Genomic DNA, 20,254 nt, shown 5'->3' with positions numbered 1-20,254 from the left:
TCCGGAGGGAGGAATCTAACCGACCGCGCCTGCGGGGTCGGCGGCGCAAAGGTGGATGTTGATGAGCAATGCGCTTCCGGGCGAGGTACCTCCGAAGTAGAACTCTTGACCTTGCAGTCAGGTATCTTCGCATCGATGACGATCGTGTCACGTCGCCCGGCTTCGTCGACACCGAACTGACCGGATCCTTGGACGACGACGGCCGCCGACGTATCGCCGGCCAAAGCGCTTCGCGCCGCTTGTCCGAGGCCGACGATGTTGCTTCTGCTTCCCTCGGTGTAGTCCTTAAGAGCAGCCGCAGAACGGAATAAAACGTAATAAGGGAGAAGGGGCGAACGCCCGTGCATTGGCCCATGAGCGAAGCATCGCTCGTGATGAATAGTGAATCGACCGTGTCGACAAGATGAAGACGGCCCGTAACGCGGCCGACGCGGTAGCGGAGAATGGTGACGGCGACGTCGGTTAACGAGCCATGCCGCCGATCTCCGGCTACCCCGCAAATGCTCTTCGCTGGCGTTCAGCGTCTTCTACCGCTCGCGCAAAGACTCCTGCTTGTATCGTGCCAGCGGCGAGAGAAGGTAGCTGATGATGGTTCGCGAGCCTGTCTTGATCTCGACCGTCACCGCCATTCCCGGCCCTAGCTTGATGAGTTTCTCATCTATCTGCATGGCCGCACGGTCGAGCGAGACACGAGCGGCATACTCCAGCTCCTGACCTTTCGGTTCACTGCTGCTCGTCGTCGCGCCCATTGCCCGATCATTCGAAGGGCCCTGCTGCCTGTCGCGGGTGATGGCGTCAGACGAAACGCTGAGCACTTCGCCATGAAGAAGCCCATAGCGCGTGAAGTTGAATGTATCGACCTTGATCTCCGCTTTCTGGCCCGGTTGCACGAACCCGATATCGCGGTTGGAAAGCATGGCCTCGATCTCGAGTTGGCTCTCGCTCGGAACCACCACGGCGAGCGCCTGAGCAGGAGTCACCACGCCTCCGACGGTATGAACAGCGAGTTGCTGCACGACGCCATCGACGGGCGCGCTCAAACGCTGGAGTTTCGTGCGCCGTTCTGCCTTGATCACCTCCTGCGCCGCGCTCGCAGTTTTCTGCTCGGCTTTCGCGAGTGCGTCATAGGTCGTGCGCCGATACTCCGCGGCGGTTCTTTCCCTGGTTTCCTTCAGCAATGACAGGGCGGCATCGGCTTCGCGCAGCCGGCTCTGCTGTAGAACGAGGTCCTGCTGAAGCCCGACCAGTTCCTGGTATTCGGAGAGGTAGACGACCTTCGAAGCCAGCGCCTTGTCGACCAGATTCTTGCGGATGTCCACGCGCTCCTGCAGCACCGGTATTGTCGCCTGGAGCTTGGCGACGCTCGCCGAAGTGGTCGCCCGTTCAGCTTCCTTCTGCCCCTGTTGCCGTTCGATCTCCGCGAGCTTGGCGTTCTGTTCGGCGCGCTGGCTGATCAGGAACTGGCGATGCATCTCGACCTCAGCGGCGCTCGCGCTCTGCGGCGGCCGGAAGGCGGCAAGCGGATCCTCTGCGAGCGCGGCGCGCAGTCGCGCCACATCGAGTTCGGCCGCAAGGAGATCGCTCTTCTGGCGGTCGTTGTCGGCTTCCGTCATCGTCGGATCGAGTTCGATCAGAACGTCGCCGGCTTTTACGGTCTGCCCGTCGCGGACGTGGATAGCGCGGACGACACCCGTCTCGAACGGCTGGATCAGCTTGGTGCGCCCGCCCGGTACGATCTTGCCGGTTGCGGAGGCGACGATATCGACGCTGCCGAGCGACGCCCACAGTAGTGCGATGCAGAAGATCGCAATGATGCTCGCGCCGATCGCCCGTCCAATCGGCGAAGGCGGGGTTTCAGTGACCTCGAGCGCCGCCGGCAGGAACGCGATTTCGTGCTCGCGGCGGCGAGCTGGGGGAGCCGGATTTCTCGGAAACGGGACGATATTGCGGCTAGCGGACGTCATGGATACCGGCCTGTAGATAGTGGAGGTTTGCGTAACGGCCGTTCGACCGGATCAGCTCATCATGGCTGCCGTCCTCGACGATGCGGCCATGCTCGAGCGTGATGATCCGGTTCGCATTGCGCACCGTCGAGAGCCGGTGAGCGATGACGAAAACGGTCCGGCCGGCGGCAATTCGCTTCATGTTCTGCTGGATGGCCCGCTCGCTTTCGTAGTCGAGTGCGCTGGTCGCCTCGTCGAGGATGAGGATACGCGGATCAGTAATGAGCGCGCGCGCGATCGCGACACGCTGGCGTTGCCCGCCCGACAGGCTGCTGCCGCGTTCGCCGACGATGGTGTCGTAACCCTCGGGCAGTTCCAGGATGAAGTCGTGGGCGCCGGCGAGCGATGCCGCCTCGATAACGCGCTCCATCGGCATGGCCGGGTCAGCCAGCGCGATGTTCTCGCGGATCGAACGGTTGAACAGCACATTCTCCTGCAGAACGACGCCGATCTGGCGCCGCAGCCAGGTCAGGTCCACCATCGCGAGATCGACGCCGTCGATCAGCACCCGTCCGCTCTCAGGCACATAGAGACGCTGGACCAACTTGGTGATGGTGCTCTTGCCCGAGCCGGACGAGCCGACGATGCCGATGACCTGCCCGGGTTGGACATTGAATGACACGTTGTGCAGCACCTCGGGACCGTTAATGCGATAGCGGAACGTCGCATGCTCGAACGTGACCTGCCCACGGATCGGCGGCAGTGCGGCGCGGCCGGGATTGAAGCTCGGCTCCGGGATAGTGTTGAGGATGTCACCGAGACGATCGATCGACAGGCGGGCCTGATGGAAATCCTGCCACATCTGGGCGAGACGCAGCACCGGCGTGCTCACACGTCCGGCCAGCATGTTGAATGCGACGAGTTCACCGACGGTGAGATCGCCGCCGATCACAAGTCTGGCGCCGAAGTAAAGCGTTGCCGCTATGACCAGCTTGTTGATCATCTGGACCGCCTGGCTCGCCGTATTGTTCAGGCTAAGCACGCGGAAGCTCGCGCCTACATAGCCGGCGAGCTGCTCCTCCCACCGGCGCTGCATCTGCGGTTCGACCGCCATGGCCTTCAGTGTCTCGACGCCGGTTACGCTCTCGACCAGGAAGGCCTGATTCTCGGAGCCCCGATTGAACTTTTCATCGAGGCGCCGGCGAAACAGCGGCGCAGCGCCCACGGAAATGCCGATGTAGAACGGGAATGACGCTAGAACGATCAGCGTCAACGTCGTCGAGTAGTAGAACATCACTGCAAGGAAGACGACGGTGAACAACAGATCGATAACGAGCGTAAGCGCTGAGCTCGTCAGGAACTGACGGATATTCTCCAGCTCGCGGACGCGTGCGACGGAATCGCCGACCCGGCGGGCCTGGAAGTATGCGATCGGCAACGCCATCAGGTGACGAAATAGCCGGGCGCCGAGCTCGACGTCGATACGGTTCGTGGTGTGCGCGAACAGATAGACCCGGAGCGTTTCGAGAACGGCCTCAAACACCGTCAGCGCCACAAGACCTATGATCAGGACGTCGAGCGTACTCATGCTTCGATGCACGAGCACCTTGTCGATGACCACCTGGAAGAACAACGGTGAGATGAGCGCGAAGAACTGAAGGAAGAACGAGGCGACCAGCACCTCGCCGAGAAGACGGCGATATTTGTGGACCGCGCCGACAAACCAGCCGATATCGAAGCGGCGGGAGAGATCGGTCAGGGACGCGCGTCGCGCCATCAGGATGATGTCGCCGTCCCAAATCGCCTCGAGCTCTGCCTGCGTCATTGCTTCGGGCTGGGGAGACAATGGGCGCTGAACAAGAAGCTTGTCATCGACGACTTTGCCGAGGATCAGGAAGCCGCCGTCGCGCAGCAGGGCGATCCCGGGCAGCGGAGTGACGGCAAGTCTGTTCCAACTCGTCTTCTGTGCTCGCGCCTTGAGCCCGAATTCCTTCGCGCAGCGCAGGATCTCGGTAACACCGAGCCGCGCCGCACCCATGCGATGCCGGATCTGTTCAGGGTCGGCCGCAATGCCATGGCAGCGTAACAGGATTGCCACAGCCACGAGCCCAGATTCGTCCTCGCTCTGAGGTACGATGCTCACAGCCTCGGCGTCGGATCTGGCCGCCTGGAAGGCCATATCGCTTCGTTCGCCGAAGCACGCGCGCAGCAATGTATCGCGGGCATGCGTCACGATATCGCGGGCGCGCGTTACGGGGACGACGGCGCGCCGCGCCAGACCACGTACGGTGACACCCATGTCAGCGAGGGCTTGGAGCATCTGATTGGTGACGTTCTGCGATCCCGTCAGGATCAAACGACCGTCCCAGATTTCCTCGAATTCCGTGCGCGTCATCAGCTCCGGACGCGACGCGGTCGGACGCAGCACGAGCGCCCCGTTGTCGTCGACTTTGCCGAGAAGCAGAAACCCGCCGTCACGCAGCGATGCGATTCCAGGAAGCTGAAAGCTCGCAAGTCGCGTCCAACGTGTTGTTTGCGAACGAACCTCGACTCCAAACTGGCGCGCGCAGCGAAGCAGGGCGCGGATGCCTACTGTGCTGCTTCCGCAGCTATCGCGGAGCTGATCGGGTTCGGTGTGGACGCCATGAAGGCGCAGGAACAGAGCCAAGGCTCGAAGCCCATGGTCTGCGGCGTGGGCATTCCCATTCTGCATCGCCATAATGTTTTAACTCAACTCCTCGCGGCTACCGGCCGCGATTGATGTTCCTTCTCTGCATTCCCAAACTTTGGTGGTGCCGCACCCAGGCGCTGCTGCGCCTGGGTGCGAACGCGGATCAACGTTGCGGTCTGGCCAGGATAGCTTCCTGCCCAAAACCAGTCGGTTGCGACACAGCCGATACGATCTGCCCTTGATCGACCCGGCCGATGTTGCCGGCCAGATATTGGTTCAGCAGCGCGTAGTTCTGGCTTGCCAGAGACGCCGTGGCCGCACCTGCCGCGGGCTGAGTATCCCCCACGACCGCTTGCGGCTGCGTGGTCGCCAGAGTGCTGGTGCCCGACTGCATGTGGTCCCGCAGCATTGCAAAGCCCTGGTTTGCCAGGAACCCTGCGCTTGCGGCGGTCGCATCCGTCGCGGCGATCGGCTGCGGTGCGGTGGACGCCGCGGTGCTCGTGACGGGTTCCACGCGCGGCTGCTGTACAGAGCTTTGGCTCAGCACGCCTGAGCTCGTTGAGGTCGAAGACGGAGGATTCGTCACGGTGTTGGTCTGCTGCGCCGTGGTGGTCGTCGTACCCGCACTTCGCGGATCCGTCACGGTGATGGTCTGCGGAGCGGCTGAAGTCACAGCGCCGGTGACCGGGTCCTGCGCCGTTGCGGTCAGCGTGAGCGTAGCGGCAGGAGCGATCCCGCTACGGTTGTAGTACGAGCTTAGCTCGAGGCCGCCGTTAACCTGCTCAGCCGTCAAGGTGATGTTATTTCCCCTGAACGTCTGACCATCGGACGTGGTGATCCTCTCGTACCTCGGCAGGCCCGTGACGTTCACGGTCACCCGATCGTTGGGATCGGTCGTTGTCACGTTGGCCCCCAGATCGACCCTACCGCCCCTGCCGGTCACCGAGAGCGTGTTATCCGCGACGGTGAGGGCCGGCTTGGTGACAGAAGGGGTTGTGGGGTTGGTAGGGGTTGTTGGCGAGGTCGGCGTCGTTGGCGATGTCGGCGTTGTCGGTGAGGTCGGCGTGGCATCGATCTGCAGACCGGTGAACGTCTTCACCGCACCTGAGAGGTTCGCCGCAAGACCGGAAGCATCCTTGATGCTGGCGCCGCTCGGAAGATTGACTCCGGTGATCGCGAGCGCCGGCGTGTCCTTGTCGGTCGGTGCGACGGTCGTTTTGAAGGTGAGCGAGCTCGTGCCCGAGCCACCGACATAGGTGGCCGTGCCGCCATCGTTGAGCGACAGCGTAGGAATGCCGGTGACGGCCACGGCCTCGCTGAAGCCGAGCGTCATTGTGATGGTATCGCCGTTATCTGCGACTCCCGTCCCCGGTGAAGCGGATGCCTGCGTCACCGTCGGCGCGAGGTTTTCCGGGGTGGTTGGCGACGTGGGCGAGGTTGGGGTCGTCGGCTGTGTCGGTGCCGGTGCCGCCCCAGTCCAGACGTCCAAGTTGCTGTAAGTCGCCGTAAGCGTTTCCGGGGCCGGCGCACGGTAGACGCCTTCCTTCCAATAATACTGTTCGCCACTCCCATATCCTATCGGACCCTGGTAATTGGCGATCTGCACCCCATCCCGCCAAACTTTCGCATATCCGTTTCCCGAGCTGTCAAAATTGACTTGAATATTCATGGAATATTCATGCCCCCGCTGAATGGGGTTCGGGTCTCTATAGATGACATTCTCCTTACCGGAGCTGTCACGAACGATGATACTCATATGTTCGCCGTACATTGCGACGGCGAATGGAGGCGAGCCGCTTATACTGGTTTGATGAAACTGGCCGAGGACCATCCATGCAGCAGTATTTGCCGCCCCGGGCTCTAGGGTAAGACCGTAGGATACATTTATGGGAGTGCCGCTTGAATAACGTTGGGATAGCTCTATCTCGGAACGCTCCGCTGTAGAATCGCTGTAGCCGGGGCTGCTCCAATGATCGCCGGAGTGGACCGAAAATCGGAGCGTTTGGGAATCGGGCGACGTCAGGCTCCACGCCTCGTTCGCGTTCTGGACGCGCGCGCCATATCCATCGATTGTTATGCTAGAGCCATTTGCACCTGAGAAAGAGGTGATTGGTTCGGAAGCCATTCCGTGATCCTTTTGAACGTTGAAGACGGGGAATTCCACTGCCGCGCATGCGATGACGCGCGACATACCACATGTTCGCAGCGCGTAGCTCAGCGAACAGAGTTCATGTGCCGCGCATCGCGATGGCGAGTGACACAGCGCATGGTCGCAACGCGCTTGGCGCCGCGAACGGATTTCAATGGGCAGTGGGTTTTGAAGTTGCCCCCCGACTGCTCAGCCGGATGGCTAATTAGGAAGTGTGGCGAAAAAAATTTCAGAATGTGACTTTATACACACGTATACGGCAGCAATACGTACGCGGAAGTATGGCGCTGAAAACATGCACTATCCGCCTGCCAATCGAACAAAATTGAATCGGTCGATGTGGCGGGGAAGTCGCGAGCGCGACGGGTGCGTGATCGGTGTCCAAGTGATGGAACAGACGATTCAGCGGCGCGATCGTCATCTTGGCGCCTGTGAAGACACTTGCCATTCTGCGAAGGCAAGCCCGCCGGCTGACGCGCACCGAGTTGCGCCGGTGCAGCCGACTATGAGAACAAGGAGCGGCGCGAATGGCAGATAATCGAGTAGAACTTATCGAGGATAGCTCGAGGTCCCTGCGAGCCGAATAGCCGCAACCGGTACGCCTACGAAGCACAGATCAACCGGGCGCCGTCCAAGTGAGTCCAGTAATCCAGGAAGGTGCTGGCGTGACCTTGAGATGCGCGGCGCCACCAGCGCACCGCAGCCGCGGACCGAGGCCGACACATCGAACAGCGAAGACGTAAACCCATCATAGCGAGCGACTTCGCGACGGCATGATCTCCGTCGTCGGGTCGAAAAATTGTCACATGTCGGCTTGATCGAAGCATTTCGGCGGGCGGAATTGCCGGCGGGCCTAGTACCCAGAATTGGGTAGCCACTATGCCCCAAGTGAACTCTTCTCCGTCCCCGGTGAATGTCTCGACCCTTTTGCTTAAACTTGCAGTGAAGTGACACGCGCCATGCAGGAGGAGGTGATGGTGCGTTCGATCTCTGTTGTACCCGCGTACATTCCTCACTGAGCTAGCGAACTGCATCACGTCTTCGCGAACTCTCTCGGTCAGAGAATGGCGGCGATTACAAGGAGCTCAAGGAATTTTGCCATCGAATTGTTCTCCACTTCTCATACGCCGTATTTAAGTACGCCTTGCCATCGCAAGCGCCGCGACGGACCGCAAACTGAGCGCAGGGTGACCTCGAGAATGAACCTCGGCGCGAGGAGGAGGCTCGTGCGCAATTTCGTATTAGACAGAGCTGAGTCATTGAGCCTTATGCACGGCTCACCTGACCCATGGATGATCGATGAATGTCGAGAGTCGGGTGTGCCGGAAATCCGGGAGGCAGTTTCTGCAACATGGTTAGGCTGCTGCCGGAATGGATTCCAGCTGCGCCCTCCAGTGAAGCAGTTGTTAAAAAATGGCCTGTTTCATGGAATCGGCGGCATTGGACTTTTTCCAGTTTTTCGCCGAATCTTCGCTGGCAGGGCAGCGATCGTGATGTTCCACGAAATTCAACGGGATTGTCGGTCGGAATTGATGACCGGTACTTCGGTTGAGCTTTTTGAATACTCGATCAGTTGGCTGCAGCGAGAGGGATGGGCAATTGTTAGCCTTGAGGAATGTCTTGAGAAGTTGGCCAGGAATGACCGATCGCGTCGCTATGCGGTTCTTACTTTTGATGACGGATACCGAGACAATGTCTCGGTGGCCCTTCCAATCCTCGAGCGCAACAACGCTCCATTCATGGTGTACATACCCACCGCCGCCTTGACGCGGACCCTGCAATCGTGGTGGTTGGGATTGCGCGAGCAAATTCGCTCAAGTGATGACATTACGATCGATGCAATGGGCATTCGGATTCACTGTCCTGACTTCCGACGCAAGCGACTTGCTCTAACAAAAGTGGTCCAGTGGGTTCACCAAGACTACAAGCGTGTCGCAGCGCTTGCGACGACGTTCAACAAGGCTGGTATTTCGATGTCAGCGTTGAACGAGCGATACTTCCTGGACACGTGCGCGCTTCAAAATTTGGCACGTCATCCTCTCGCATCAATTGGCGGGCACACAACTTCACACGCAGCGCTCGCAACCTTGGACGTGTCCTCAGCGCGAGCCGAGTTGGTCGATAACCGCAACTATCTGGAGAATCTACTTCAGTTGTCCGTTCGGCACCTCGCTTATCCGTATGGCACCCCCGGGGCATGTGGTCCGCGTGAAGAGCGTCTCGCCAGTGAAGCGGGCTATTCTAGCGCCGTAACAACACGACACGATCAGCTAAGCAACCATAAATTAAATCAATTCGCGCTTCCTCGCATTGGCGTTAGTAGTTCGTTTGACTCGGAAACATCTTTCGCTGCACGAATGAGCGGGGTCCAGTTGGCTGCACATAGATTATTGGAGAACAGTCGCCGGATGATTGGCGTCTGGCTCGGCCGGCAGTAGATAGGGCGGCGGCCCGGATTTGGCTGGCTAGGTGACGTGCTTGCGTTCGGAAGGATCGTGATTTTATCCTGAAGGGTGGGAAGCCGATCGAGAATGACGCGCGCGCCATAGTTGCCAAGCACGATAATGGCCGCACTATCCTCGAACAATCGGTTGATGCGTCCGCGCAAATATGTCCCGCACGCTAGGTCAGCCTCACCACGACGGCTTGCGGCGACAGCGAATTGGACCAGTGCCTGTGCAAAGACCACCAGCGCCCAATAGATACTCTTCTATCCCCTGGTCCTACTACCTTTAGTCGCTTGGTTACAAGAGTGGCGCGAATCGCAATAGGTCCAGCCGGCGAAGCCGGGCTTTGTCGATCAAAGCGATTGCGCGTGGTTGAGCTCGACGTTCTCATTGCGGATTAACGCATACGACGGCGGTCGAAGAATTAGTTCGTCGCCGGAGTACTCCCAACTGGGTAGCCACTCAGCCCCCGACGACAACCCTTTTGCTCACACTTGCTCGGCACACCCCAAGACTATTGTGGCAGGATGAAAATTGCAGTGTTCGGACTTGGTTACGTCGGCATGACCGCGGCCGCCTGCCTTGCCAGGAACGGTCACGAGGTCATCGGTGTCGACGTCAGCGATGAAAAAGTGGCGATAGTCAATGCGGGCAAGTCGCCGATCGCGGAGCCCGGGCTCGACGAGTTCGTAGCGCGTGCCGTCAGAAAAGGTTTACTGAGCGCGACCAAGGATGCGAGTGGGCATCTCGACAGTTGCGCCATGGCAATAGTGTGTGTGGGAACGCCCAGTGCGCCGGACGGATCTCACAACATGAGCTTTATCGTCGAGGTTTCCCATCAGATCGCGGAGTTGGTCGGCTCCGCTCGAGCAACGATGTTGACTGTCGTATTTCGCTCCACGGTGCGGCCCGGCACGATCGAGGAACTGGTACTCCCGATTTTTGAGGACGCATTGAAGGGTAAGATGGATCTTGTCGAACTCGTCTACAATCCAGAATTCTTGCGCGAATCCGTGGCGATCGAAGACTTCTTCAATCCACCGAAGATCGTGATTGGGACGAAGGACGGAGAAAAGTGCCCGGCTCTCGACGAGTTGAACGCAACAATCAACGCACCGGTCTTCTACACGACCTACCGTGCGGCGGAGATGACAAAATTCGTCGATAACACGTTTCATGCAGTAAAGATTGCTTTTGCCAACGAAGTTGGTCGCGTTTGCGACAAGCTCGGTATCAGCGCGGCCACTGTCCATAGGATATTCATCTCTGACACGAAGCTCAACATCTCGCCCTATTACTTGAGACCAGGTGGCGCATTTGGCGGCTCATGCCTACCGAAAGACGTTCGCGCGCTGCAATACATCGCAAGCGACGTCGGGGCACATGCTCACCTTGTGGATGCGCTTCTGAGGTCGAATGATGCGCATAAGAATTTCCTGTTTGAGAATTGCGTGAAAGCAGTGCCGGCAGGCGGGCACGTGCTTATGCTTGGACTAGCCTTCAAGGAGGACAGCGACGATCTTCGCGAGAGTCCCAATATCGACTTGGCTCGCAAATTCCTTCAATCGCACATCGACTTGTCGATCTACGATCCCCAAGTCGAGCCATCAAAATTGTTGGGGCAGAATCTTGGCTATGCGTTCTCGAGTCTGCCCGCACTCCGCAAACTACTAGTCCCGAAATCGGTCGCCGAGTCGGAGCCATTCGACCTTGTCGTCGATACCAGAGGGTGGGCAAAAGCAATGGCATTACGCGCCGGGCGGGTCATCGATGTTAACACGCTTTCGTGACGATTGCGACGCAAGCCACCCAGCCCAAGCGGGTTTAGCGAAGCCCAAGTCGGTCGACGTCGAGAGCGAACTCCGCGAATTGGTCGGTTCGGATGCTACTCCCACGGGACTGGCTGTCGACGCGCCCGCTTTACAACCCGGCATTAGCGGTTCGGTTCGCCGCCGGGTGCTCATCATCGTCGAAAATCTTCCAGTCCCATTCGATCGCCGCGTGTGGTCGGAAGCCACTACCTTGTCGCGGCATGGCTATGAGGTGTCTGTAATTTGTCCCAAGGGGCCGGGTGCAACGGCTTCATTTGAGATCATCGAGGGAATCGCCGTTTATCGCCACTGGTTGCCGAAAGAGGGGCGCGGGGTACTAAGCTATTTCGCCGAATATGGCGCGGCATTGCTTTGGGAGTTCGTGCTAAGTATGAAAGTGCTCACAACGCGTGGGTTTGATGTCGTCCACGCTTGTAATCCGCCGGATCTCATTTTCGTAGTTGGTGCATTTCATAAGTTCCTGTTTGGAAAGTCATTCATTTACGATCAACACGACATCAACCCGGAGTTCTACGAGGCAAAATTCGGACGCCGTGGCCTGCTCTGGCGGGTCTTGGTTCTGCTTGAGCGCATGACATTCGCATTATCTGACCTATCGATAGCGGCAAACCAGTCATACCGTACCATCGCCATTGAACGAGGGAGAATGAACTCGGACCGGGTGTTCGTTGTGCGCTCCGGTCCGAACCTTTCGCGCGTGCGATCACTTCCACCAGACCCGGCCTGGAAAAAGGGAAGCAAATTCCTGGTCGCATATGTGGGCGTTATTGGAGAACCGGAAGGGATCGATCTGTTACTGGAATCGATCAAGCACATCCGCAAGAGAGGCCGCGATGATGTCCAGTTCGTCATTGTCGGGAGTGGACCGGCATTAGAGGAGGCCAAGAAACTTGCAATGACCTTTGAGTTGGACGAGTTGGTCACGTTTACTGGCCGTGTTGATGATGAGACACTGTTCACAATACTTTCGACGGCAGACGTCTGCGTGGATCCGGACCGCCCCAACGCGATGAACGACAAATCAACGATGAATAAGACCATGGAGTACATGGCCATTGGTAAGCCTATCGTCCAATTTGATCTCACCGAAGGGCGCGTTTCGGCTGGAGAGGCGTCCCTATATGTACAGAATACGGATACTGCGGAGTTCGGCGACAAGATACTGGAACTTCTAGATGATCCAGCGCGGCGTGACCGTATGGGCGCATTCGGCCAGAAGAGAATCCATGACGAGCTCGCCTGGGAGCACGAGACGGCAAACCTTCTAAGTGCTTATGAAAGGGTATTCAGTCTAAGATCTTCATCAAGCCGCCAGCGGCGCGCCGCCGTACCTGAATTGAGCCGACGCGATAGCCCGCGCTGATGCCGTAACGCGAAGCAGCGTGTGGCGGTCAGGAGTTCCGAGGCGGCCAATAGTATCACTGTTGGGGGAGTGCCGGTCGCGCGGCGGCTACCTGCAGATCTTGGTAGTACGCCGCGATCGATGCGGTACTCCCACGCGCGCGGTAGATCCCTTCCTTCCAATAGTACGTCTCACTGTGCCCGTATCCTATCGACCCTTGGTAGCTGATAAGCGGGACGTCATCCCGCCAAACACTGAGGGCTCCGTTTTTTTTGTCGCCAAACTTCACTTGAATGCGCATGGAATAGTATCGACCCCGTTGAATGGGATTCGGGTCTCGATAAGCTACGAACGCGGTTGAGGGCACATTTCGGATAATGATTTGCATATGTTCCCCAGCCATTGCTATGGCGAATGGAGGCGGACCGTTTGCATTGGTTTGACGAAATTGACCGACGACCAGCCATGGTGAAGTATTTTTTGCTCCGGTTTCTATCATAAAGCTGTAAGACACACTTACGATGGTGCCGGATTCAAACCGTGGTTCGAGCTCGATTTCAGAACGCTCAGCCCCGTCGTTATTCAAAAGATCGCTCCAGCCGGAATTGCTCCAATGATCGCCGGGGTGGACCTCAAAACGGAGCGTGTGGCTATCCGGCGAGGTCAGGCTCCAACTTTGGTTTGCGTTCTGGACTCGGCCGCTGATTCCACCGATCACTATGGTTGAGTCATTGGCGCCGGAGAACGAGGTGATCTCCGTTTTCGTTGCCACCCTACTGGTCGGGGCTGGCGGCACTTGGTCTGTGCCAGCCGCGATATCCATCGCAGTCGAGCTGTGAGCACCGCCCGAAGTAGTGCCGCTCGGAAATATCCTGCTGCCCCGGCTGTCTGCTGCCACCAAGCCTGGGAGCGCGAAGAATTGCAACAAGATTAGCACTATCAGCCTATGCTGTCGTACCCTCGTTGATCGATCTGATTGGTGTAACCACATTCCGTCGTCCCGCGTAGCAACCACCGTCGATGTGTTGTAACAAAATTTTCGGTCAGCATCTCAAAGCTCGCGCGCAGAAACGGCCGTAAACAAATCTCCCTAGTCCACGTTCAAACGGCTGCGACCAGTTGGGTTACCCAATTCGGCCACACCCATGCTTTCTGTTTGCTGGATGCGCCGTCGGCAACGCCGGTCATGAACCAGGCTCGGGACATAGTGCCAGCAGATCTTCGGACGAGGCTCATGATGACGAGATCCCGTCTACATAATCGAAGCGATAAAAGTACCGCGGCAGGTCTATTCAATTCGTGTGCGGGCCATCACTGGTGGCGCAAGAGCGCCTGGACAACGTCCGTGTGGCCGTCGACCATGCGTTCTACCTTGAAATGCCATCGCGAACGGACGGTCGCATACTTCAACGTCTCGCCGCCCTTCGCCAGGTTGAAACCAGGCGTGTGATATAGGCGCTGATCTCATATCGCTCGGCATAGTCGCGACGAGCAGCGTCGCCCAGACTTCGCCGCAACTCCCCATTCTCGATCAGTCGATCAAGCGCAGCAGCGAGCGCCGCGATATCGCCGACTGGCACGAGCAGGCCGTTGCGTTCGTGATCAATGACTTCGGGTACTGCGCCAACTGGCGTTGCAATCACGGCTATGCCATGGGCAAAGCCCTCTATCACTACCATTGGGAGATTTTCCACGAACGACGGGAGCACCAGGATATCGGTGCTGCGGAGCAGCGTCGCGGTTTCGTGGGGGCCAAGCCAGCCCGGTAGATTCACTCGATCGACAATTGCCAACCGTTGAGCATGGGCACGACTCTGATCCAATTCGCCATGTCCGGCTATCGTCGCCGACCAGTCGGCGCGGGTTGATAATCTTCCGAGTGCGTCAATGAGTTGCGGAACTCCCTTCTCGGGTCGAACTTGACCCAGAAAGGTAATCCGGATCGGCTCACCCTGCGCCCGGTCTCGATTTGGCCCGCTCGGCAGGGGGGACGCGTTCGGAAGAATTGTGATCTTGTCCCTCACGTCTGGCAGCCGATCCACAATGAGGCGCGCCCAACACTGCCCCAGAACAATGATCGCCGCACTATCGATGAAGAGCCGGTTGATCCTCCCGGCCAAATATACTCCGGAGTCAGCCCAAAAACGCCCGAACCGGCCGCTGTGAAGATGCACGACGTAGGGAACTCCCGAATACCGCGCAATCGCCGCGATCATGAGTTTGCGGTAGACGCTGCCGCGCCATGCAAGTTGAATGTGTAGCAGGTCAACCTCACGCCGTCTGGTCGCGGCTACTAACTGAATCAGTGCGCGCGCAAAAACGAGCGGCCACCATCTCTTCTCTCCCCTGGTCACCAGTCGCTCTGCCTCAACCCCGAGTTCCTTGCGTTGGCCGATGGAATCAATGATGAGATCCGTCAGCCGATCAATTCCTCCTCGGCCATACTGGCCAAAGGGAGTGACCACCATCACGCGAAGTGCATCCTGATCGGCGGGCTTTTCGAGCGTGCCGTTATCCACTTGAATGCGGGTTCGCTTGGGGTGAGCATTCGGTCTCATTGGAGCACGTGCGGAGACCGGTACGTGGGGGCCGCTGACACCGCGACTTAAGCTTCCTTCCGTCCCTTTGGTCCCAGCGCAACGTTTTTCGCTTTCCGTTTGGGACGACCGCGTCAGTGTGTTCATGACGGAATCCTAAGAAATCGAAGCGGACGGATTGCGAGCGTCCGCCGCAAAATGCAGAGCGAGCTCAATGCGGCGTGCAGCTCACTTTCAATGCAGCGCCGCGTGGGTATCATACCAACCAGGTATCGCCACTCGGAGATGTTTCTGCAGACGCGACGAGGTCTTGTAGAGCTGCCGGCCAATGATGTTCCGCCGCAAGGGCGAGTCGTCGCCGAACAATCGGTACATTCTAAAAATACGTTCATAATCCCTGATCGCGTCAGCCTGCGACAAATACGGCTCCGCGATCTCGGTACCGAAGGGCCCTGATGCCCCCCGCGGAAAGACGTGTCGTACCGTATTGCCGGTAAGCGATTGTCCCTCATACGACCTGCCATCGATCGTCTGCTGCTGCACTACCGCAAAGCGGGAGTAACCAAGCTTGGACAAGAGATCAAACTCGCCGAGTAGAGCCGAGAAATCCGTTTTTGTGGACTCGATCGAGAGATAGTCTGGGCGTTCCGTAAACTGCAGCAGCATCTTGGCGCAGACGAGGTCCGCACCCTCTATATCGATCTTCATATAATGAGGGATTCCGAACTTGGCGAGACACCCGGCGAAATCAACCGTCTCAAGCTGTATCACCGAAGAGCTGCTCCCGAGCTGTTGGTTTCGCTCGGCCCACTCCAGACGGGCGGTACCCCACTGATCGTTCGTGCTGCGATAAAAAGCGACACTTCCAGACGCTGGTGGATCAGGGCAGATCACACCTGGAACAATATTTAACTGACCGTCTGCGAGCGCAGCCGCAAAGCGCTTTCGGCAGTGATCCACAAGCAGCGGATCGGCCTCGAAACCAACAACCCGGTAGCCTTTCTTCAAATAGAATTCAGTATCTTCACCTCGGCTCATTCCGACGTCGTAAACCAAATCTGGATGTTTCAACTCGGCCATCTCATCCTCCCCGATCAACGCGTTAGCCACACGGTAAGATTGCGAGGCCCAGACCACGATTCAGGTATGATGCTCAATGCCACCTCCCGCTCGTCCGGGCGTATCGGGCGCAGGAGGAGAATGGCGCCGATCATCGCGGCGACGCATCCGCCCGCGACGGCTAGCGCTGCATGATCTGAGGCAACTCCGATCACTTCCTTGACGGCCAAACCCGCCAGGATAATAGGAAGGCCGACGAGGGCGAATTGAGTCATCGTTACGAGGTCGATGGCACGACCCACCATCTCTCTTCGATAAACAAATAGAAAAATGCAAAACCTTGCAAAACTCTCTACCATAGGGAACGCAAGTGCGCTCCAAATGCCGTACCTTCCTATGGTGACATAGATCGCACCGGCCGACGCCAATCCAAGGGGAGACAGGAGCAGGAACACCTTCTGCTTGAAATTTAAATTACCTACGATTTCGAAAATTCTGTAGGCTGTGTTGATAGCCATCATGCCCGCAAGCACCGGCAACACAAAGAAATATTCGGCATATGCCGGCGTCGCCAGTATCCGGACGATCGCTTCGCCGGCTACCGAAGTGGCTATCACGATAGCAAGACTACAAACGAGGTCGAGCTTGTATACAAGCGATAGCGGAGCGAAAAGTCTTTCGCGCGATACCCCCTGGGCCATGTTGGCCATGACCATCGGCTCCAAGCCCGGCAGCACCAGTCTCCCTGGGAGGCCACGCTGCAGCGATCCCAGGAGACTTTGTGCAAAGGAAAATCCGGCAAGGGCCAGCACGTCGAGACCAGTGGCCGCTACCAGCCGCACGACGGAAGGGTTCGATACCACCCAGGCAAAGTGTGCCAGATAGATCGTTGCAGCGAAGCGTGGCGCTTGCTTAACGTAGATCGGCATAGGAGTGTCCGCGGCGACCTGGCTTCGCCACAACCGGGTGACGACTGGCACAAGAAGGATGACGACCGTGGCCAGCGCCAGCAGGGCAGTCGCGGCGCTGCTCACAACAATCAGCTCGGCGGTAGCGGCGTGGCCCGTTGCGAGAAGGACTACGACCGCGGCAAAGCGGCTGATGATTTCCACGGTCGTCGCGATTGCTAACCGGGTATGAGCAATCCAGGTCTGCGCCAGCGCATCGGCATCACTGAAGATGCTTGTCGCGATGTACCATACGGTGAATGCGATACGCGTGGTGGTTGTAAGCTTTTCGGACGTGAACCAGTCGAGGAAGCCGTATTCGATAGCGATGAGGAACAGCGTAATCCCGGCGACGCGCGCCACCACGATCCCGAGCCCCAGGGCGAGCAATGCGTCGCGTTCTCCGCGCAATGTTAGATCGGGGACAAACCGGTACACCGTCCGTTCGATGCCGAATGACAATATGTTCTGCCCGAGCATCAAGGCGGCAAGAAGGATGGCGTAGGTCGCGTAGTCCCCGACCGGCAGACTCTTGACGACGAGGACCTGAAATCCGAATGCGAGGATCAGGTTCGCGGCTCTCGCACTGATATGAATGCAAAGCGCACGCCTAATTCGGGGCCTGACGTAAATTTCGTCTCGTCCTTCAGGGAGCGACCGGTTGCTCCCGCCAGCGCTCAATTGACTTTGGCTATACATGGTCAACCCCGGCGGAAGCTGGCGGTAAGCGCGTGGAGGTCTCGCACTTCAACCCTTGCTCTTGTTGTGAGACCCGCTGCCAGTGCAAGCAGTACGACTGCGTAGCACTCGGTTATCAGATAGGATTCGATGCAGTTGGCGCCAAGCGTGTAGATGACAACAACGAAGGGAAACCCACTCAAATGACCGAGGTGAGCGGGAGGAGCGACAACGAGCCGCCCCGTTACCGTCAAGAGCCAGATTATGACAGCTAAGCAGATACCAAGCCCGAAATAGCCGAAGGCAATCAGTACCTCAAGATACCCATTGTGGCAGTGCGGATATTCGTATCCCGTCGCGGCCAAAATCTGGGGTTGGACCTCGTAGACGAAACCGGCGGCATATCCGTACCCAAAGAGAAGGTGCTCCTGTGCCAAGATGAGTAACGTGTCCCACAAGGGGATACGACCTGTTAGATCGGGTTGCTTACCAAGGACGGAAAGCACCGCGGTAAGCAGCTTCGGTGCAAAAAGGAACACCGGCAGCATGGTTGCGAGCAGCAAGAGGAGGACCGTGCCGCGGCGAGCGGGTTTTAATCTGGTCAACCATTGCGTGACTAGTAGCGCCGAGGGAAAGATTGCTGCCGTCAGGAAGCCGCCACCAGAGCCGGCGTTAATGATACACGCAATTGAAACAATCACGATCCCATAGCGAATGATGCGTGACGGCCATATGAGGCTTCCATAGCAGATTAGCAAACCCATGCTGACGCCGGCGACGTGCCCCAATGCAGTCCGATGGGAAAAAACCCCGCGCCAGTGTCCGACGTGCACTGACTGGAAATAATCTGAAGCATTGTGCACTCCGTAGCGCGGAGCAAGAAATACATAAACGACGCTGAGCAAGATTGTGAGCGACAGGACGCGGCCTAACAGCCGAACGGCGTCTTGGGTATTCAATACTGTCGCCACCAAAAACCCGAACAGCACCGATCCGGTGAAGGCGACGCCCTTTCGAAGCGTGAAGCCGGGATCGGGAGACCAAAGCATCGACGCAAACGCCATGGCCGGCATTAGGAAAATGGGCCAAGTGCCGAGCGCCATGTCGCTCGCCCGACGTGAGCAAAGGAGCAGTCCGCCAGCAGCAAGAATGATCGATCCGAGCAGGATCTGGACCGTCATGGATGCTGCTCCCACGTCGATCGGGACGAAGGGATCGTTTCCAGACAACTGCATTCGGAATGCGCCGATTTCGAACAGCAGACCGGCTGCGAGGAAGATGATCAGGAATGTATGGGCCGGCGTACTCGCAGAATTGCGGGACACGTCCCCAGCGGGTATCGGGCGAGCCTCCTCGCGGAACTGATAGGTTAGGGGCAAACCTGCGGGCGTCACCGTGGTCTCACTCGAACAAGCTCCGCGTACACGGAGCTGACCAACTCGGCAAGCACGGCGTACGATCGGTGTGCAGCAATCCAGGGCGGGCCGCGCCCAGCCATGGACTCCGCGACGGTTCTATCGGAAAGCAGAGTGGCGATTGCCTCGGCGAAACCTTCGGAAGAGAGGTCGGTAATCAATCCTGCTCCACTCGCCTCCAGGATCTCGCGCTGGTCGGGATGATCGTTCGCGACCACCGGACGGCCCATCGCAAGATACTCCACCAGCTTGGTCGGGGTTCCGTCGGCTAAAATCGGGATGGGGGGGTAGGGGGACAGACAGACATCTGCGCGCCGGACATAGCCGAGCGCCTGTGCAAGGGGGAGATGCCCGGTGAAGATCAGCCGATCAGCCATCCCTTCCTCCTTGGCGATGTCAAGCAATGAGTCGCGATCCGTCGGTCGCGTGTTGCCAAGCAGCACGAGAACGGCGTCATAGCCCTTGCGCACCACCGCGCCCAGCGCCCGAACGATGACGTCGATCCGGCGGCTCGGCCCGCTCGATCCGATGTAGAGGAGGACATTCCTCCCGCCCAGGCGCCGGTCATCGGTCGGTGCTATGTTCGATAGGTTGAATCGATCAACCGAGACCGCCATCGGAACCGGCGTTATTTTGTGCGCCGCGACCCCCCGTTCAATGAGTGTGGCCTTCATTCGCGCGCTCTGGGCAAAGACGTGATCCGCGGCCTGCAGAACGATGCGGTAAAGGATAGGCCTTCCCGCCGTCACATAGGCCCGCATCGCCAACCGGCGCCAGCCGGGAATAGCTTCTCTTCGGTCGCGAGCCCGCTGGAGTGTTTCTTCCAGCATTGGAAAGGACATCCAGTATACGAACGGCCGACCGGCCAATCTGGCCAGCAAGAGAAATAGAAGTGATGATGTCGACCGGTCGCGAGCCTGAACAATGTCGTACTCGCCGCGCAGAATGGCGAGGCCGGCCCTTAGCATGAGGCGCAGACCTGCGAGCCGGGCGCGGATCGATCCGCTGCCGAGCACGAAAGTGCGCTCCCCAGGCGAAGCAATCACAATCTCCGAAGGACCGGGGCCGCTTCTCGCCATCAACCAGTCGACGCGACATCCCGTACCTACGAGCCACCGTGAAAACAGCTCGGTCATGTCCACTCGAAACGGGGGATAACGATCCTTGGCAACGCAGAATAGTCGGTAGCTCGCCTCGGAGACCAGGTAATCACGAGCCGGCTTTTCACCGAACG

General features: G+C 58.4%; 12 protein-coding genes. 3 read left to right on the top strand and 9 right to left on the bottom strand.

Features of this window, described 5'->3' with window-relative positions; all coding sequences use genetic code 11:
- Positions 1 to 527: 527 nt before the first annotated feature.
- From V1277_RS00600 to V1277_RS00590, 3 genes are all read right to left on the bottom strand, one after another.
- Positions 528 to 1,964, bottom strand: a complete 1,437-nt coding sequence (locus V1277_RS00600; RefSeq protein WP_334414614.1) for an HlyD family type I secretion periplasmic adaptor subunit — start codon at positions 1,962 to 1,964, stop codon at positions 528 to 530.
- Complete coding sequence (locus V1277_RS00595) at positions 1,951 to 4,662, bottom strand: type I secretion system permease/ATPase (protein ID WP_334493412.1); 2,712 nt, start codon at positions 4,660 to 4,662, stop codon at positions 1,951 to 1,953. The genes V1277_RS00600 and V1277_RS00595 overlap by 14 nt, the downstream gene beginning before the upstream one ends.
- A gap of 115 nt (positions 4,663 to 4,777) precedes the next feature.
- Positions 4,778 to 6,805, bottom strand: coding sequence for a heparin lyase I family protein (locus tag V1277_RS00590; RefSeq protein ID WP_334414613.1), 2,028 nt, complete (start codon positions 6,803 to 6,805; stop codon positions 4,778 to 4,780).
- Between the two features lie 1,184 nt (positions 6,806 to 7,989).
- Here V1277_RS00590 and V1277_RS00585 point away from each other — a divergent pair.
- The 3 genes from V1277_RS00585 to V1277_RS00575 all read left to right on the top strand — a co-directional run bounded on the left by V1277_RS00585 (position 7,990) and on the right by V1277_RS00575 (position 12,405).
- Positions 7,990 to 9,201, top strand: coding sequence for a polysaccharide deacetylase family protein (locus tag V1277_RS00585; protein WP_334414612.1), 1,212 nt, complete (start codon positions 7,990 to 7,992; stop codon positions 9,199 to 9,201).
- 536 nt (positions 9,202 to 9,737) lie between these two features.
- Complete coding sequence (locus tag V1277_RS00580; protein WP_334414611.1) at positions 9,738 to 11,000, top strand: nucleotide sugar dehydrogenase; 1,263 nt, start codon at positions 9,738 to 9,740, stop codon at positions 10,998 to 11,000.
- The gene (locus V1277_RS00575) at positions 10,981 to 12,405 is read left to right on the top strand and encodes a glycosyltransferase family 4 protein (protein WP_334414610.1); all 1,425 of its coding nucleotides are present in this window, start codon (positions 10,981 to 10,983) and stop codon (positions 12,403 to 12,405) included. Before V1277_RS00580 ends, V1277_RS00575 begins: the two co-directional genes overlap by 20 nt.
- Positions 12,406 to 12,460: 55 nt before the next feature.
- On the opposite strand, the gene V1277_RS00570 is transcribed toward V1277_RS00575, so the two are convergent.
- From V1277_RS00570 to V1277_RS00545, 6 genes are all read right to left on the bottom strand, one after another.
- The gene (locus tag V1277_RS00570; protein WP_334414609.1) at positions 12,461 to 13,156 is read right to left on the bottom strand and encodes a heparin lyase I family protein; all 696 of its coding nucleotides are present in this window, start codon (positions 13,154 to 13,156) and stop codon (positions 12,461 to 12,463) included.
- 634 nt (positions 13,157 to 13,790) lie between these two features.
- Complete coding sequence (locus V1277_RS00565; protein ID WP_334414608.1) at positions 13,791 to 15,068, bottom strand: glycosyltransferase family 4 protein; 1,278 nt, start codon at positions 15,066 to 15,068, stop codon at positions 13,791 to 13,793.
- Between the two features lie 87 nt (positions 15,069 to 15,155).
- Positions 15,156 to 16,001, bottom strand: coding sequence for an FkbM family methyltransferase (locus V1277_RS00560; RefSeq protein WP_334414607.1), 846 nt, complete (start codon positions 15,999 to 16,001; stop codon positions 15,156 to 15,158).
- Positions 16,002 to 16,015: 14 nt separating this feature from the next.
- Positions 16,016 to 17,626 (bottom strand): lipopolysaccharide biosynthesis protein, encoded by a 1,611-nt coding sequence (locus tag V1277_RS00555; protein WP_334414606.1) that lies wholly within the window; start codon positions 17,624 to 17,626, stop codon positions 16,016 to 16,018.
- A gap of 2 nt (positions 17,627 to 17,628) precedes the next feature.
- Positions 17,629 to 18,999 (bottom strand): O-antigen ligase family protein, encoded by a 1,371-nt coding sequence (locus V1277_RS00550; protein ID WP_334414605.1) that lies wholly within the window; start codon positions 18,997 to 18,999, stop codon positions 17,629 to 17,631.
- On the bottom strand, positions 18,996 to 20,156 hold the full coding sequence (locus V1277_RS00545) for a glycosyltransferase family 4 protein (protein ID WP_334414604.1): 1,161 nt from the start codon (positions 20,154 to 20,156) through the stop codon (positions 18,996 to 18,998). Before V1277_RS00545 ends, V1277_RS00550 begins: the two co-directional genes overlap by 4 nt.
- Positions 20,157 to 20,254 lie beyond the last annotated feature (98 nt).

It is taken from the genome of Bradyrhizobium sp. AZCC 1588 (genome assembly GCF_036924735.1).
Classification (GTDB): Bacteria; Pseudomonadota; Alphaproteobacteria; order Rhizobiales; family Xanthobacteraceae; genus Bradyrhizobium.
Note: the sequence above shows the minus strand (reverse complement) of the source record. Positions and strands in the feature narration are given on the sequence as shown.

Bases quoted from the DNA above. Each gene is read 5' to 3' on its own strand.
- V1277_RS00600 (WP_334414614.1), bottom strand. From the start codon at position 1,964: ATGACGTCCGCTAGCCGCAATATCGTCCCGTTTCCGAGAAATCCGGCT.
- V1277_RS00595 (WP_334493412.1), bottom strand. From the start codon at position 4,662: ATGGCGATGCAGAATGGGAATGCCCACGCCGCAGACCATGGGCTTCGA.
- V1277_RS00590 (WP_334414613.1), bottom strand. From the start codon at position 6,805: ATGTCGCGCGTCATCGCATGCGCGGCAGTGGAATTCCCCGTCTTCAAC.
- V1277_RS00580 (WP_334414611.1), top strand. From the start codon at position 9,738: ATGAAAATTGCAGTGTTCGGACTTGGTTACGTCGGCATGACCGCGGCC.
- V1277_RS00575 (WP_334414610.1), top strand. From the start codon at position 10,981: ATGTTAACACGCTTTCGTGACGATTGCGACGCAAGCCACCCAGCCCAA.
- V1277_RS00565 (WP_334414608.1), bottom strand. From the start codon at position 15,068: ATGAACACACTGACGCGGTCGTCCCAAACGGAAAGCGAAAAACGTTGC.
- V1277_RS00560 (WP_334414607.1), bottom strand. From the start codon at position 16,001: ATGGCCGAGTTGAAACATCCAGATTTGGTTTACGACGTCGGAATGAGC.
- V1277_RS00555 (WP_334414606.1), bottom strand. From the start codon at position 17,626: ATGTATAGCCAAAGTCAATTGAGCGCTGGCGGGAGCAACCGGTCGCTC.
- V1277_RS00545 (WP_334414604.1), bottom strand. From the start codon at position 20,156: ATGACCGAGCTGTTTTCACGGTGGCTCGTAGGTACGGGATGTCGCGTC.